This is a genomic window from Lacinutrix gracilariae, assembly GCF_042684485.1.
Classification (GTDB): Bacteria; Bacteroidota; Bacteroidia; order Flavobacteriales; family Flavobacteriaceae; genus Oceanihabitans; species Oceanihabitans gracilariae.
This window is the reverse complement of sequence record NZ_JBHULM010000044.1, coordinates 1-15,586: the sequence shown is the minus strand read 5'-3', so window position 1 is coordinate 15,586 and position 15,586 is coordinate 1. Positions and strand designations below refer to the sequence as shown.

The 15,586-nt window shown below is 30.1% G+C and carries 12 protein-coding genes; 3 read left to right on the top strand and 9 right to left on the bottom strand.

The genetic code is table 11. The features are described 5' to 3' along the window. Positions 1-306: 306 nt before the first annotated feature. The 9 genes from ACFSSB_RS15770 to ACFSSB_RS15730 all read right to left on the bottom strand — a co-directional run bounded on the left by ACFSSB_RS15770 (position 307) and on the right by ACFSSB_RS15730 (position 11,978). The gene (locus ACFSSB_RS15770; protein ID WP_379906047.1) at positions 307-1,161 is read right to left on the bottom strand and encodes a DUF3037 domain-containing protein; all 855 of its coding nucleotides are present in this window, start codon (positions 1,159-1,161) and stop codon (positions 307-309) included. After that, positions 1,158-1,982: a HipA family kinase gene (locus ACFSSB_RS15765; RefSeq protein WP_379906045.1), complete on the bottom strand. Its 825-nt coding sequence runs from the start codon at positions 1,980-1,982 to the stop codon at positions 1,158-1,160. The genes ACFSSB_RS15770 and ACFSSB_RS15765 overlap by 4 nt, the downstream gene beginning before the upstream one ends. Before the next feature lie 84 nt (positions 1,983-2,066). Next, positions 2,067-3,275 (bottom strand): GIY-YIG nuclease family protein, encoded by a 1,209-nt coding sequence (locus tag ACFSSB_RS15760; protein WP_379906043.1) that lies wholly within the window; start codon positions 3,273-3,275, stop codon positions 2,067-2,069. Further along, positions 3,268-5,319 carry a DEAD/DEAH box helicase gene (locus ACFSSB_RS15755; protein WP_379906039.1) on the bottom strand — a complete coding sequence of 684 codons (2,052 nt, stop codon included), beginning with the start codon at positions 5,317-5,319 and terminating at the stop codon, positions 3,268-3,270. Before ACFSSB_RS15755 ends, ACFSSB_RS15760 begins: the two co-directional genes overlap by 8 nt. 4 nt (positions 5,320-5,323) lie before the next feature. Continuing rightward, positions 5,324-8,074, bottom strand: coding sequence for a class I SAM-dependent DNA methyltransferase (locus ACFSSB_RS15750; protein ID WP_379906037.1), 2,751 nt, complete (start codon positions 8,072-8,074; stop codon positions 5,324-5,326). 122 nt (positions 8,075-8,196) lie between these two features. Then, entirely contained in the window at positions 8,197-9,093 is an 897-nt protein-coding gene (locus ACFSSB_RS15745; protein ID WP_379906035.1) for a hypothetical protein, read from the bottom strand. A 5-nt stretch (positions 9,094-9,098) separates the two neighbouring features. Further along, entirely contained in the window at positions 9,099-9,383 is a 285-nt protein-coding gene (locus ACFSSB_RS15740; RefSeq protein ID WP_379906033.1) for a helix-turn-helix domain-containing protein, read from the bottom strand. Positions 9,384-9,515: 132 nt separating this feature from the next. Continuing rightward, positions 9,516-10,757, bottom strand: coding sequence for a hypothetical protein (locus ACFSSB_RS15735; protein WP_379906029.1), 1,242 nt, complete (start codon positions 10,755-10,757; stop codon positions 9,516-9,518). 3 nt (positions 10,758-10,760) lie between these two features. Beyond that, positions 10,761-11,978, bottom strand: coding sequence for a tyrosine-type recombinase/integrase (locus ACFSSB_RS15730; RefSeq protein ID WP_379906027.1), 1,218 nt, complete (start codon positions 11,976-11,978; stop codon positions 10,761-10,763). A 331-nt stretch (positions 11,979-12,309) separates the two neighbouring features. Here ACFSSB_RS15730 and ACFSSB_RS15725 point away from each other — a divergent pair, with 331 nt between their 5' ends. The 3 genes from ACFSSB_RS15725 (at position 12,310) to ACFSSB_RS15715 (ending at position 15,331) form a co-directional block, all read left to right on the top strand. After that, the gene (locus ACFSSB_RS15725) at positions 12,310-13,557 is read left to right on the top strand and encodes a GTP pyrophosphokinase (protein WP_379906025.1); all 1,248 of its coding nucleotides are present in this window, start codon (positions 12,310-12,312) and stop codon (positions 13,555-13,557) included. 164 nt (positions 13,558-13,721) lie between these two features. Further along, positions 13,722-14,213: a hypothetical protein gene (locus ACFSSB_RS15720; RefSeq protein ID WP_379906023.1), complete on the top strand. Its 492-nt coding sequence runs from the start codon at positions 13,722-13,724 to the stop codon at positions 14,211-14,213. A 137-nt stretch (positions 14,214-14,350) separates the two neighbouring features. After that, positions 14,351-15,331, top strand: a complete 981-nt coding sequence (locus ACFSSB_RS15715) for a hypothetical protein (RefSeq protein ID WP_379906021.1) — start codon at positions 14,351-14,353, stop codon at positions 15,329-15,331. Positions 15,332-15,586: the final 255 nt, after the last annotated feature.

The window sequence follows — 15,586 nt, the reverse complement described above, 5'->3', positions numbered from 1 at the left end:
GCCGTAGGCAACCATTGAAAGGATTTTTGCTCCTATAACTTCTATTATGTAACTTAGCTTTGGGTTGGTTTTGTGGCGGAATAGTTGTTTTGAGCGTTGGCAATAGCTCTTTGCTTTTTTATTGTACTAATTTATTAAAATAGATACTTTTAAAGAAAACAAGCAATGTGCTATTATAGCTATGGCTACAACTATTGTGACATAAAACCAACTATGTGGTGGCGCGCGGAATAAAATAAAAGACAGAGGATTATTGCCTAAGCAATAAACTGGGTTTTATTTTGTGGGGAAATGTGATAGACTAAATTAATCTAAGAAAGTAGTTGCTTCTTTATTAATTATCAGTTCTGCTACTTCATTTGATTGCTCTGGATGAATAACCGAAATCAACTCATTATATTTAACAGATTCCCATAACTTATGTTCTTTACTGCCTATAGATTCAGGCTCTTCAGAAATTAAATAAAAGTTATTATCTTTTAAAGATTTATTATACTTACTTGTTAAAGATGATATAAGCGTAAAATAATGACTTATATTCTTATCAATTAGTTGTAAAGATTTATCGAATGACAAAGATTTTGCACCAATCAATGAACCATTCTTACCAATACAATCCATTTCATAAGGAAAATAAATAGATGGAAAAGCTTCTGGCTTGAACTTATAATGCGTGTGTACTTTTTTGTCTACTTTATTAATTAATTTATCTTCAATTATATTACTTGATAAAGAATAAACATCATTAGCTATTTTAATACTTTTATTGATTGATTCTTTAAATAAAAAGTTAACTAATTTACCAAAAGAATTATCATCAATTTCATCATACAAGTTAATAGGTTTAGAAAACTGTATTATACCATTTGAATACTTGCTTAAATAATCAAAATAAGACATATCAGACAATTTATCAAGCTTGTAAAAAAGACTAAACTCTTCATTACCAGAGCCTACAGAATTACATTTATCAACAATTTGATTAATAATAAAATTTAAATTAACATTTTTATCATCAAGTAATCTATTCGCTATTCTTTTTTTCTTATCAGAAAAATAACATCGGAATTTTTGACCATCAAACAAAAGAACTCCTATCGCAACAGAATCTTCTGTAGCAATGTTTGGTGACAACTTTAATATTGAATAAAAATTTTTCATTGTTTTAATCTGTAAACGTATTCTTCAAAGACTTTATTATTCCTTTCTTCGTTAAATAAAAACTCTTTTAGGCTAGCAATTGAAACTGAATCAATAGTGTAAAAATTTGCTACTTGCACCATATAAGTATCAAAATCTTGCTCACAACGTTCTATGCAAAGATAGAAATATTCTCTTTCATTATTAATAAAATCTTCATCTATAGTCGTATTCTTTTTAATTAGGTAGCCTAAATCAGAAACTAAAAGATGGTCATTTGCACTAACTGATACAAATTCTGGGTTTAAATCCTGATAAGACATTGTACTAAATATAAACGCGTTGTCTATTGGTAAGATATTAAATTTATTATCAACAGGCTCTAAAATTAAATTATAATTAGTAGGCTTTCTGTCATCATTTTCAACCCAAGTATCAAATAAAGTAATATGAAAAACATCAATAGGATTATTTAATTTATTGAAAGCCTTCTTTTTATCTGTAATTAATAAAGCATTTACATCAACAGGTTTATCAACAAATTTTGAACCAAAACAAGGTGTGTCATAATAATGAGATCTATGATTGTTTGATAAACCCTCTTGCGAAACTATTAATTCATTTGCAATAGTAATTAACTTCATAGCTGGTGTAGCAACATTCCATTTAGCGAAACAATAAGATGACAAAAACTCATTTATTAAAGAAAATGGTGGTTGTTTACCTTTATCATTCTTTGCTACATACATTTCAAAATCACTACCCATAACCAACAAAGGACTATGCCCCTCTGTCTTAATTTCTTTAAGGATTGAATTTGTATGTATGTTATCTATTATCACTAACTATATTTTTTTATTGCCATTCCTAAACCGCTATAGATTTGTTTTACTATGTTTATTACTTATAATATTAATAAAAAAGCATTAATATCTTTTTAAACTTGCTGATTTAACATCATAATAAAAATCCCCAATAGCACCTTCCTTTATTTTTACAACCACTTCATCTATAATAAATATTGGGACGAGAAACCATTCTTTTGGGTTTACTGGTTTTCCGAAACGGTCTTTAACATCAATATCTAATTTTGCATTTTTAAAGAAGGATTGTATTAAGTTTTCTAATTTATGACGTTTGATATTTGCTAATTTATAAGTTGCAACTACTTCAACATCTGCCATTAAAAAAGTAGGGTCGTTCTTAGCATTTTGAATACGCTTATTAATATCATTGCCTGTTACACCTATTTTATGAAACACTTCTCTGTTTTGAAGAATCAAAGAATTCTTAGAGTTTGAACGTAATACGTAAATAGTACCACTTTCTAAATCATCACTTTCTAACTCATCTGAAAACAAAGGACCTAAACCTGATGTTGTAACGAAACGACTTGTTTCATCTTTATACATTGCTCTTATAAGTGAACGTTGTAATAAGTCATTTTCAGTACCATTATCATAAATAACTCTTAAACGAGCATCTTCCTCTCCATTTGGGGCTTTAAATATTTCGCCTTTTTGAGCTATATAAGCCATTTGACCTCTTATAACAACAAAGAGTTTTTCTTGTATTAATGTTTTTGTAAAACCTGAATCTTTTCTAAAACGTACTGTTTCTCTAAATCCATTTTCTATTTCTTTTTTTGTTTTTTCAAATAGTGGTTTAAAATTCTCGAAATCTTCACAAATAATTCTATTTGCAAATTCTTCAACAGCTCGTTTTTCTGCTCTTGTTTTAACGTGTTTAAGGTTGGTTATCGAATTTTCTTCTTCTTCAACACCTAATAAATTTAATAATTCATCATCATCTAAATTGTCTGAAACTTCTACTGAATTTTTAATTTCACCAGATAATATGTTGTGATAATCTATCTCTTTTAATAAATCTATAAACTCTGTTTTTTCCTTAATTTTCTCTAATCTAACAGCATACAATCTTTCAAAAATATCATTTTCTTCTCCGTGAAGTGGTAGCCGATTATGTTCATCAACAAATTTTTGAATTTCTTCAAAACCTGCAATAACACGCTCTTCTATAGGCGTAAAAGTAGTTTTCTTTTTTACTTCTACCTCTATACCTAAAGCTGCTAATAACTCATCGTCTTCTATTGTGAATGTGTCTTTTTTAGCCATTTTGTTCTTCTGATTTTTTTCTTGCTAAATACGCAATACCTTGTGCCATACGTTGCTCCCAAGGATCTGCTGACTTAATATCTGGTAATCTCCCACGCTCATTTTTGAACTTTAAAGCACGTTTAGCCAACTCTCTAGCCTCTTCTAAATTTATATTTGGTTTTTTACCAGATATAACTTCTGCCATTGCTTTCAAACTTTTTTCAGTCATTGCTTTGGAAAGGATTGAATATGCTTCACTAAATGGATTTATACTATCTATCCAATCTACATCTAAATCCCTAACATCCATTGCAAATTTTCTAATACCATCTATTAAAGCTGTATTAGTTTTTATATTATCGTTACCCTCATCATTTATAGCTTTTTTCGCCATTTGAGTAATATTAAGTGCTGCTACAGCGTGCTGTCTAATAGCCTCAATATCTTCATCATCTATATCTGGGTATTTTTCTTTAATAATTTTCCCTAATCGAACTTGCGTTAGCTCTTGCGGTACTAATTCTTCATCAAATAAACCTCTACCTATAGTTTCTTTATCTTGTGCAAAAGCAGCAATTACTTCGTTTAAATCTTCTTTACAGATACGTTTAGCATCTTCGCTTTCTGGCATTGCTAAACCTTTAATTTCAACTTGAAATTCGCCTTTTTCTTCATTAAAACCAATATTTTCTTTATTAGGGTCGTAGCCACCTTCTCCATAATCAAACCCATCTTTTTCTTTGCTTTGAGGGTTTTTAGGTGTGAAGTTGAATTTTGGTGCTAAAACCTGTTCCATTAATAAACTCGCTGAAATAGCTTTTAGCGTATCATTTACAGCATCTGTTACAGAATCTTCAGAAGCATCTACCTCTGCTATTAAATTTGTAAATCTTGCTTGTGTTTTATTTGGCGCATCACGTGTTGCTCTACCTATTATTTGAACGATTTCTGTTAAACTAGAACGATACCCTATAGTTAAAGCGTGTTCACACCATATCCAATCAAAACCCTCCTTTGCCATACCTAAAGCAATAATAATATCTACGTGGTCTGGGTTCTTTTTTATTGCTGGCATTTTTAATGCTGCTTGAACTAAAGGACGTTTTGATGAATCATCATCAACAAGGTCTGCAATTTTTATTATTTTACCAGTTTTAGTTTTGACTAAATGAAAACCTGTAGATACTTCAACCCCTTGCCATTCACCTAATTCTTCAATTATATGTTCAACTTCTTTAATTTTATCACCCATACTTTCTCTTGAATTAACGTTAGGAATATGAATGATTGTTTTTTCATCTGGATTTAAAACTTTTAAAAGGTCATCAGCATAAGCACCACTATAAAAATAATAACCAATATTTAGTGTTTTTAAATGCTCATAACCACTTAATTGCTCGTAATAAGTATAAGTAACTGGCTCAAATTTTAATTCATCGTCTGGCATTAAGACAGGATTTGCATCTCCTCTAAAGTAAGAACCTGTCATTGCTACAATATGAACCTTATCTCTCTCAATAAAATCTTTAAGTTGCGACCCTAGTACATTGTTTTCATTTGAGCTTACGTGATGAAATTCATCTATTGCTATTAATTTACCATCAAATGTTTCTATACCAAAACGCTCAACTGCACGACGAAATAAAGCGTGTGTACAAACTAAAACCTTATCATCACTCTCAAAAAATGCTTTTACAGAATTTACTTTACTACCATCTTCTCCCGGTGAGTTGCATAAATTCCATTTTGGTGTAACTTCCCAATCATAATAATAACCATACTTAGATAATGGTTCATTGTTAAAACTAGAACCTATGGACTGTTCTGGTACTGCAATAATTACCTGTTTAACACCTTGATTATTCAGTTTATCTAAAGCTATAAACATTAAAGCTCTACTTTTACCAGATGCAGGTGGTGATTTAATTAATAAGTATTGCTCACCTCTTTTTTCATAAGCTAGTTCTTGCATAGCTCGCATACCTAACTCGTTAGAGGTGACAGAGCTACCATTATTATTATAATTTACAGTTATTGTAGGTATATTTTTTTCTTTACGCATTTTTTTATTTTTTGGCAGTCATTTTAGTGTAGAGTTCAAAAAGCTTTTCTAAACGCTCGGTATCATTTTTAAATTTACGACCAATATAAATACGCTCTAAAACTTCATCATTACGTTCGTGCGCTAATTTTAAATCTTTAGGCATTTTTTCTGGGTCGTATAAGTCCGCTATTGTTGCAGGGAAATGACGTTCTCTTGCAATTAGTATTTCTTCTGCTGTTGCGGTTAAATCTTCTTTATTCTTTTGAGTTAACATTGGAACAGGAAAAGTGTTCCAGCCAAGAGTGTTAGTAAAACGATAATCATTACGCATTCTTGAACAAACAGTTGCTACCCATATTAAATTTAATTTAGATGCAACTAATGATAAAACCCACAGGTCTTTACAGGACATACCGAATGAAGAATTTGAAATGACTGTATCAGGTTTGAGTAAACCTACAGGTAAATAATTTCTGCTTTGAGAACTTGTTACAGGAACACAAATTTGTCTTTCATTTAGTATAGGTTTTCTTTCGTCAAATCTATGAGGCCATTTAGCAGCTAAGACCGTAGATTTCTTTTTACTCTTTAAACGAAAGTTTTTAACTTCCTCGATACGAGATTTGATTACTGGTATTTCTTTGGCTAGATTAACCTCATCATCTTCTATCCATATACAAAATCTACTAACGTTTCTTATTAATTCTAAAGAGCCAACAAACCTTTTTATGAATTTATTTTCAATTTCTTCTCCCAGTTTTAAACCAAGCTTTTCATCATTATCCAATAAAAGAAAACCACCATCTGTTGGTGAATTCCCTCTGTAAAACTCAGGTAAGTTGCTCAACTGTTTGCGTGATGGACTTATGACTATGTTTTCTCCAGAAACTAAATATGGGTTAATATTGGAAACCTCCCTTGAAATTGTATTCTTATGCTCATCTATAGAAAATATTTTTTTAGAGGTTTTATTATTTTTCTTTTTTACACCAACTATTACAACTGTTACACCTGCATTATGACTAGCTAAATTTGACCATTCAAAGGATGTATGAACAAAAGACAATTCGTGATTTAACTTAAAAACTAAAGGCCATAAAATTGGTACTTGTTGACCTTGACAAATTGAGTTTGTTGTTACTAAAGCTGTCGCACTATCAGTTTGATTACCATACTCTACTGCTTTCATTAGCCAACCTGAAACGTAGTCTAATGGTTTCCAAGAGTTAGTATATTTGTTGAAAATTTCTTTTAAATCTTTTTTGTGATTTTCAAGTTGCTTTTTACTTCCTAAATAAGGTGGATTACCACATATATAGGTTTCACCGCCTTCGTTATCAAAATCTATTTGAGCTTGTTCTAACGGTGTTGAAAACAAATCGTCTCCTTGAAGTTTTACGCCAGTTCCTGTAGGTGGACAAACTGATAACCAATTAATCGTTAATGCATTTCCTTTAACAATCCAATTTTGAGCATCTAAAGGTAAAAATTCTGCAAGAGCTAAACGTTGCCCTCTATACAACACATCGCATTGATATTCTGCAATAATTAAGGCTAAACGTGCTACTTCGGCTGAAAAATCTTTTAATTCAATACCTCTAAAGTTCGTTAATGGTATTTCACTTGCTTTATTGATTTCACCACGTTTAATGTTAATCTCATTTTCTATTTTACGCATTTCTTTATACGCAATTACCAAGAAATTACCTGAACCACAAGCTGGGTCAAATACTCGTATGTGTGCCATACGATTACGTAGATTGAGTAATTTACGACTGTTATCTCCTGCTTTTTCTAGTTGCTCTCGTAAATCATCTAAAAATAAAGGGTTTAGTACCTTTAAAATATTTGGAACGGATGTATAATGCATACCTAATGAACCACGTTCATCTTCGTCTGCTACAGCTTGTATCATTGACCCAAATATATCTGGGTTAATTTGCTTCCAGTCTAAACTACCTACGTGTAATAAATAAGAACGTGCTATTTTAGTAAACTTCGGTACTTCTGTAGAACCAGAAAATAACTCACCGTTTACATAAGGAAACTTTTTACCCCAAACTTTGATATTTTCTTTTTCACGATTTTCGAGCTTTGTATCCATTGCTCTAAAAATCTCACTTATTACTTCGTGTGTATTAGAAGCATCAGGGTCACTTATTTTTTGAATAGTATCTGTAAACAGATTGTCGTCTTTGAAAATATCCGTATCCTCAGCAAAAAAGCAAAAAATCAATCTTGCTAAAAAGTGATTCATATCTGGACGACGTTCTATACTCGCCCAATCTGAATTATGCTGTAATAACTCTACATACAGCTTATTTAAACGACTAGTTGCTTTAATATCAAATGCGCTTTCACGTATTTGTTTTACAGTAGTAATATTTGCTAATGATAGAAAAAATCCAAAATAGTTATGAAAATCTTTATACTCACATACTACGGTTTCCCCTGTAATTACATTTTCAGCTTGAAAATCTAAACCATCCGTAGCTAAAATAAATTCAGCTTTATTTTTTTTAGTTGATGGACTATTGCGTAAGGTTTCTAAAGACTCATTAACCTTTCCTTTTTTACTTGAAAGTATATGTATGTTATTACGCTGCAAAACTGCATCTTCAACATCTGTTTTATTTGATGTACCGCTACGCAACTTTTTAATAGTAGTACTTTTATTACCAAAAGATTCCAAAAAAGAAAAAGGAAATTCCTCTGCCTCAAATGGTTTTAATGCTAATTCTGATACTGCTTCTTCTATTTCTACTGCGTTCATTTAATATTTTCTATTGCTCTTTAAGGAACTCATAAAAATATAAATATATTTTGGTTAAATAATGAAGATTTCCGTATTTACTTTTTACCCCTGTTTTAGGGTATATTACAAGTTGGAAGACGTTAGTTATTTTTGCAGTAATTAATCTGCTCTAAAACCTTACTTCTAATGCTATTTTCTAACTCAATATCAGCGATACTATCTAATAGTTTAGAATAGTCTTTTCTTAATAACTTATAAGAATGTTTGTGGTGTCTCTTTAACCCATTAAAACTGTCTTTATCTTTCATAGCACCTAACAATAATATTTCTTTAGGTTTTAATTCTTGATAATTAATTATTGGTTGCTTCTTAATAGTATCGTAGATATTTAATAATTCATCTGCCAAAGCATCAAACTTACTTTTATTTACTAAATCTGCTACTGTATAAATTCCAATTGGATGTTTACGATTATTAAAATGCCTACTATTTGCTTCTAACTCAAAACGGATTAAGCTTTCAGATAACTTTGTGTTACTTTCTGCCTTTGTTTGATACTTTTTATCATAACCTTTAATATTATAGTTCGTGCCTTTAAAATGAGCACCATATATTCTTGTGCTATTACGCATCAATATTGGCTTATTACCTTTGTATTCTAACCAATTCTTAAAGGTATTATCTTCTTGCTCTCCTATAACAACACCTACTGCTGTCTTTTTTACTTCTGCACTGTATAGGTCAAAATCGAAATAGTCATTTAACTTTGATATTGCCTCCTGCACTTGACAATAGCTAAATGCTTTATAATTATTTTGCATATAAAACTTTTGTAAACTATTGCAGATTGTTAATTCCGAACCCCTTAACCAGAGTTTTAAATTAACTATATTAGATTCATAAGTAGTTACTTCACCATATTTGTTAAAACGTGGTAACCACAAACAATTATTCCAACAAAAAGGCTCTTTAACTCTAGCAACCGCTTCTTTAGGTAATATGTTTATAAGCTTTACTATTTTAGTAGTATCATACAAACTAACTACCTTTTACTTTTAAAGGCTTTGTTGTAGTTTTTATCTAGTAAGACTTCTACATCTTTCATTTTGTAGTAAATTTTACTACCTATTTGAGAAAATGATATTTTACCTTCGTCTCTCCAAGTTTGAGCTGTTCGTTTACTAATATGCATTAGCTGGATAAACTCTTGATTATCGAGAAAAGTTTCTTTTGATGGTTTTTGATTAGACTCTAAAGTAGTGTTTAATTTGTCTAATCTTGATACTAATTCGTTGTACTGCTCTTTTGTTAAAATTACTGCTTCCATTTACTTCTGTTTTAAATGTTAATGATTTAATTATGAAGCAAATATGGGTTAACAAAGGAAGCAAAAACAGTTACATACGGTTATATAACCCTACTTAAAACCCTTATAAACATTGACTTTAAAGGAAATAAATTATTTTAATTTTCTTAATTCTGATAACATTGTATGTAAATGTTTTTCCCAAAATTCAATTGCTTTGAAATCTGGGTTATTAAATTCATTTCTTAATTTTTGAGTACTAATTCCTTTTTCTGTAGATTTTTTAGTTTGAAAATTAGCAGATATAAAACGGAATAATTCTGCATCAGATTTTGTGTTAAAGACTTTAGGCTTTAAATCGTTTATCATTTTAAACACTAATGATAATTGAGGAACTGAAAGGTCTGTTTTAAGTTTAGGTGTGCCTTTTATATGAGGATTTAGTAATTCTTCTTTTTCTTTTATTTTATTTAATTCTGAATTTATTAAACCTTGCAATTGATAAATAGGAAAAAACTCTAATGGAAAGAATATTTTCTCTTTATTGATATAGATATAATCTAAAGTCATATCCTTTGTTTCAATATCAAAAGCTTTACCTTTTGTTATGTAACCTAACATTATTAAATCATCTTCTGTATGACCTTTAGCTTTTAAATCCTCAATTGCTTGTTTTGTTTCTTCTTCTGAATATTGACATTCATAATCATCTTTTTCACCAAACAAGTAGACTTCAATGTCTTTATATAAATACTGTAATGCGTCTTTATTTAATTGTGTACGCTCCTTAACTATATCATACAACTGTAAATCTGTATGGTCTTTAGTTCTAATGGTATCTAATAAGTCGTAAATCTCGTTAGTTTCTTCTGATTCATTTTCTTTATTGTGATATTCCAAAAAACTCTTAAATGTGTTTAGCCTTTCCGCTAAAGCCATATACTTTATGAAATGATTCATAAATTTACTATCAATACCATACTCGCCATCTTCGATTATTTCTTCCCAATATGAATAATAAATTTCCTCTATAGATTTTAATGTTTTAAACTTTAGTTTTAAAACATCTAACACTTCATTAATTTCACCAGAAAGAAAATTTCTTACTAAGCGTTTTCTATAATCGTCTATAGAATCTCCAGCCATATCAAATTCTGATAAATTAATATAGCACCTTAAAAATTCAGCAATATCAGGATTACATTTTGCAAGTTTCTTTTGCATTTTCTTGATTTCACTTTTAGTGAAGTCATTTTTTTCCTCTTCATTAACACAAGATGCAAACATCATTTTATCTTTATCTGTTTGACTATAAGATTTAACTCCTATACAACTATCAATAGCTTCTGTAAACTTTTCTAATAATGCTAATTCTATTTTTGAATATTCTCCCATTTTTTAATTGATGTATTTATCTACTGCATTATCTAATTCACTACTTATAATTTTTGCATAAACCTGTGTTATTCCAATATCGGAATGATCCATAAGTTTTGAAACGTGCTCTATACGCATACCATTGTTTAACGCTCTGGTAGCAAATGTATGTCTGCTAATATGAAAGGTTAAAGAAAATGGTAATTCTAAAGCTTTACCCATTTTAGTTAAATACATATTACTTAACGCTATTGCTTGTCTTACTACTTTTGCTCTTTGTTCTCTATCTGTAAAATAATCGTTATCAATATTTGCGAAAGGAAATATTATATCGTCTTGATTTACATTTTCATTTTTATATTTTTCTAAAATATCTATTGCCACTTGCCCAATTCTAATACTGTGCTGTCTGTTTGTTTTGCGTATTGTCTTTGTTATTTTATGTGTTTTAGCGTTATAATTATTCCACTTTAATTCTATTATATCTCCAAACCTTAAACCTCCAGAAAAGACAGCAAATAGAAACATATCTTTTATAATTTGTGCTTTTGCTTTATCTGAAACCTCTAATTTAATAAAAGCTTCTAACTGTTCAGCTGTTAAAAATCGTTTTGTGCTTTTTGCTTTCTTGACTTTAAATTTACTAAATGGAAAATGATTTAACGGTATTAAATCCTCTCTCTGCGCTTCTTTAAACATTAGGTTAAGAATCTTTAAAGAGAAATTAATCGTTGTGTTATTGTTACCTAAAGTGGTGCTACAGTAACCTGCATAGTCTTTTAAAGTGGTTACAGTAATATCATCGAACATCAACTCTTTATGGCCTATAAATTTTTCAAACTTTTTGAGGTAGTTTTTATAGTTGTTATATGTTGATAGTGCTAAAGTGTCTTTTTGTTTTTCGCATCGGTTGTAAGCATACTCAAAGAAATTAACTAACGGTTTCCCCTTGATAGCTTCTTTTAGTTTTCTTGCTGATGTGGATTGATTTTTAGTTTCTAAATCTGCTATTTGACCTTGTGCATCTGCAACCTTTTGAGAAATGTATTTATTTAGGCGTGTAGAATTACTATGATTTTTCTTTACCTTTTGCTTTACTTCATCCCATTCGTTAGGCTCTAATTTTAAGCTTAAAGAAATGAATTTAGTTTTTCGGTCTTTTATCACTCTTAAATATAAAGGTGCTTTTCCAGACTTATCTACTTTAGATTTTTTTAAAATTAGTTTTATTGAAGCCATAACTTATTGGTTTAGAACAGGTGCAACAGAGTGCAATCTAATACTAAGGTACAACAATAGGTACAACAAACAATGCTTTTTATTGTATTTTATTACATTATTTTGCATCGCAAAAAAAACAAATCCCTTTATTTACAAGGGTTTAAGTGAAATTAAAAGAAATTGGATATAATAATTAGACAACACCGTGTATAATTAATTGCTTGGCTTGGGCTCATCTGGAATATTCCTTCGGAACATTCTCAGACTCGGTTTTGTTTGCTAAATTAGTTGCGTAAACCACGCAACTAACCATACACAAACACGTTGTGGTTAATACCGAAGAAACTAAATGAGTATAATTGATAATTTCATAACACAATACGAAAAGGAATATGATTTCTATAGACAACTTGCGCGTCTTGGACACGATGTATTAGAAACTGAAATTATAAATAGAGGTTTGAAAGCCATTATTTCAAATCGAGCTAAAAGAATCGACAGACTTAAGGAAAAGGTAGTACAACGTAACCAAAAGAAAAACTACAAATCGAAACGAGCTATTGAAAAAGATATAGTTGATTTGGCAGGAATAAGAGTCGCTCTATATTTCCCGTCTGACAGAGAAGTCGTTGGACAAGTTATTGAAGAGTTGTTTGATATAGAAGAAACCAAAACATTTCCTGAAAATCCACATAAGCCGAAACATAATAAACGATTTTCAGGCTATTGGGCAACTCATTATCGTGTGAGACTGAAAAAATCTGACGAAGTTGAGAAAAGATTCACTAATACTGTTTTTGAAATACAAGTAGCAAGTGTTTTAATGCACGCTTGGTCTGAAGTTGAACACGATTTGGTTTACAAACCATTTTCTGGAAATCTGACCGAAGAAGAACTATCAATATTAGACGAAATAAATGGTTTAGTGTTAACTGGAGAAATTGCATTGGAAAGACTACAAAAAGCAATTACTGAAAGAACTACAAAACAAGCTGAAATAACCGATAAGTATGATTTAACGAATTTGGTTTTCTCTAATTATAAAAACAATTTTAAGAAAATTAATTTCGGTAATACAGAATACTTAAATAATTATTTAAAAGCGATTGACAAAATTGACACTAATCAAATACAAGAAGCAATTAGTAAAATTAATCTCAATATAAACGAGACCTTTTCCGACCAACTTTTTCAAAATATAATTGCACTCAACGAAAAAAATGATAATCTGAAAAAATATTTTAGTCAAATAACAACTGACAAAAAGAAGGTTTCTGGATTTGAATTATTTACAAAAACTTGGATTGTATTTGAAAAAGTCATAGCTCAATTAAATCAAGAAAATGGAAACAAGAACCGTAAAAATTTCATTCCAAATTTAGATATAGTTGGAGAAGTTTCTCATTTAACTCAAAAAGAAAAAAATCAAATACATCGATTAAGAAATATACGAAATCAAATGCTTCACGGTTATGAATCGTTTTCAAACGAACAACTTGAGAAATATTACAAAGACTTAAAAGCAATTGTTGCGAAATGTATTTTAGCAATACAAGACGAAAATATTAGAATTGAATTAACCAATGAACTGAAATAAAGTACTAACCACAACAACGTGTATAATTAATGGCTAGTCCTCGCCTACTTACGAAAATCCTCGCGGATTTTCTATTCGGTTTGTATTTGCTAAATTAGGTGCTTAAACACGCCACTAATCATACACAAAACCGTTAGGTGCAATTAAAACGAACATACTGCTAAATGATAAACTATCTGAATGATACCGAGTACGCTTCTAAAACTTTATTTGATGCTTTAAAATCTGAATTTCATCGACTGGAAAATCTAAAAGCTGAATTACTTTCAAAAAAAGATAGACTAAAACATCTTCAATGGGACTTTAGTACATACGACCAAATAGAAGATTATAATGAACTTCAATTACAACATAAGTTCGTTACTATGGCTAAATTTGCTCAAGATGCCAATATTCCAAAATTAGAACAAGACATATCTGATTTGAAAACTTCTATTATTAATAAAGAATTATCATATCAGGCAATTGGAATGTCTATTTTACAAATTGCAAAACAAGGAATTTCAAAAGTTTACGGCAATCCAGCCCATTGTCCCGATGGAAGAATATTAACAACTCAAAGCCTTAAAAATGTAATTTGGCAAGCAAGAAACCAATCAATACATCACGAAGAAGGTAATTATAATAATAATGTGAAAAATTGCTTTAGCGATTAAAAAAATGACTACGGCTCTGATTTTGATTTAAATGCAAATCCTACACATAACCTTTCAACCAAAGTTATCAATCAAATATTAAATTGGAATTCTTACGAGAACTATTATGATGATATGATGCTATTAAAATAAACTTAATGGAGGACAACGAAAAATATTTAGCACATTTCAAATTTGAGGGAGACCTCGTTAAAAACGGATATTTAGATGCTCGAAAATCAGCAGAAGCATTAATTGGAATAGACGAAATTTTTAGATATTTTCTGTACAAGAAATCACCTGAATTAAATGCAGTAGAATTTGATTTACCAGTAAGGACAAGAAAAGGAAGTTGGGAAACTCTAATTCCAGAAAATATTGGAGAATTAATCCAATTCGCTTTAGTTTCTGGAGGTGCAATTTATGGTGGTTCTGCTCTTAAGAAAATGGGGCAAAACGATGTTGGAGATTTTGGATTTAAAGATGTTTTTAAAGGTATAGTAAAAGGAATTAAATGGATTGTTCAAATTGGCAAACATTTGAAAACTCTTAAAAAAAGGAAATTTGACAAAGTAGAATTTAAAGAAACTAAAGGAGTACAATTCATTGGAATATATAATGATGCAGGAGAAATTCTTTATGTTCCTAAAATATATTTAGAACTATTCACAGAAATTCCTGAAACGATTTTCAATAGATTAACTCAACTTATTGAAGATGAACGTAAGCTCAAAATAGGATTTAGTCCAAACGAAAAACTTGATGCAGACGACACTAAAAAAGAAGTTTCCATTTCAATAAATGATAAAGGTATTTTCTATAAAGAAAAAGAAGAGGAGGATGTTCTATTTCCAGAATTAGCACATAACCAATATGTGGAACTTGAAGGACATATCACAAGAGGTAATGAAAATTCGAATACTATCGGTTTTGCTTATAAAAATCACATTTTAACTTGTTATCCAATTTCTGGAAAAATCGTTGAGGATAGAACACATTTTTTTGGAGATTGTACTATTAGAGGCTATGTGAATAGAATGGATAAAAACGGTGTTTATATCGAAAAAAGACCGAGAATAGCATATATGGACATCTTGCCTTCTGATAAAAAGACTGATGAAGATATGTTTAGCAAATAACTGCACCTAACAAAGTATATAATCCATTGCTAGTTCTGGCCTGCTTACGAATATTCCTGTGGAATATTCTATTCGGTTTTTATTTGCTAAATTAGTTGCTTACACACGCAACGTATCATATACAAAACCGTTGTGCGCAATATGAAGAAACATCCGTAAATGAAATCAACCTTACTTCGACACAGAACAATTTTAGAACCTAAACAAAATCGAGAAAACAATCTTGAAAACGGAAATGATGCGGAAGTACTAAGT

Bases quoted from the DNA above. Each gene is read 5' to 3' on its own strand.
- ACFSSB_RS15770 (WP_379906047.1), bottom strand. From the start codon at position 1,161: ATGAAAAATTTTTATTCAATATTAAAGTTGTCACCAAACATTGCTACA.
- ACFSSB_RS15760 (WP_379906043.1), bottom strand. From the start codon at position 3,275: ATGGCTAAAAAAGACACATTCACAATAGAAGACGATGAGTTATTAGCA.
- ACFSSB_RS15755 (WP_379906039.1), bottom strand. From the start codon at position 5,319: ATGCGTAAAGAAAAAAATATACCTACAATAACTGTAAATTATAATAAT.
- ACFSSB_RS15750 (WP_379906037.1), bottom strand. From the start codon at position 8,074: ATGAACGCAGTAGAAATAGAAGAAGCAGTATCAGAATTAGCATTAAAA.
- ACFSSB_RS15740 (WP_379906033.1), bottom strand. From the start codon at position 9,383: ATGGAAGCAGTAATTTTAACAAAAGAGCAGTACAACGAATTAGTATCA.
- ACFSSB_RS15735 (WP_379906029.1), bottom strand. From the start codon at position 10,757: ATGGGAGAATATTCAAAAATAGAATTAGCATTATTAGAAAAGTTTACA.
- ACFSSB_RS15730 (WP_379906027.1), bottom strand. From the start codon at position 11,978: ATGGCTTCAATAAAACTAATTTTAAAAAAATCTAAAGTAGATAAGTCT.
- ACFSSB_RS15725 (WP_379906025.1), top strand. From the start codon at position 12,310: ATGAGTATAATTGATAATTTCATAACACAATACGAAAAGGAATATGAT.
- ACFSSB_RS15720 (WP_379906023.1), top strand. From the start codon at position 13,722: ATGATAAACTATCTGAATGATACCGAGTACGCTTCTAAAACTTTATTT.
- ACFSSB_RS15715 (WP_379906021.1), top strand. From the start codon at position 14,351: ATGGAGGACAACGAAAAATATTTAGCACATTTCAAATTTGAGGGAGAC.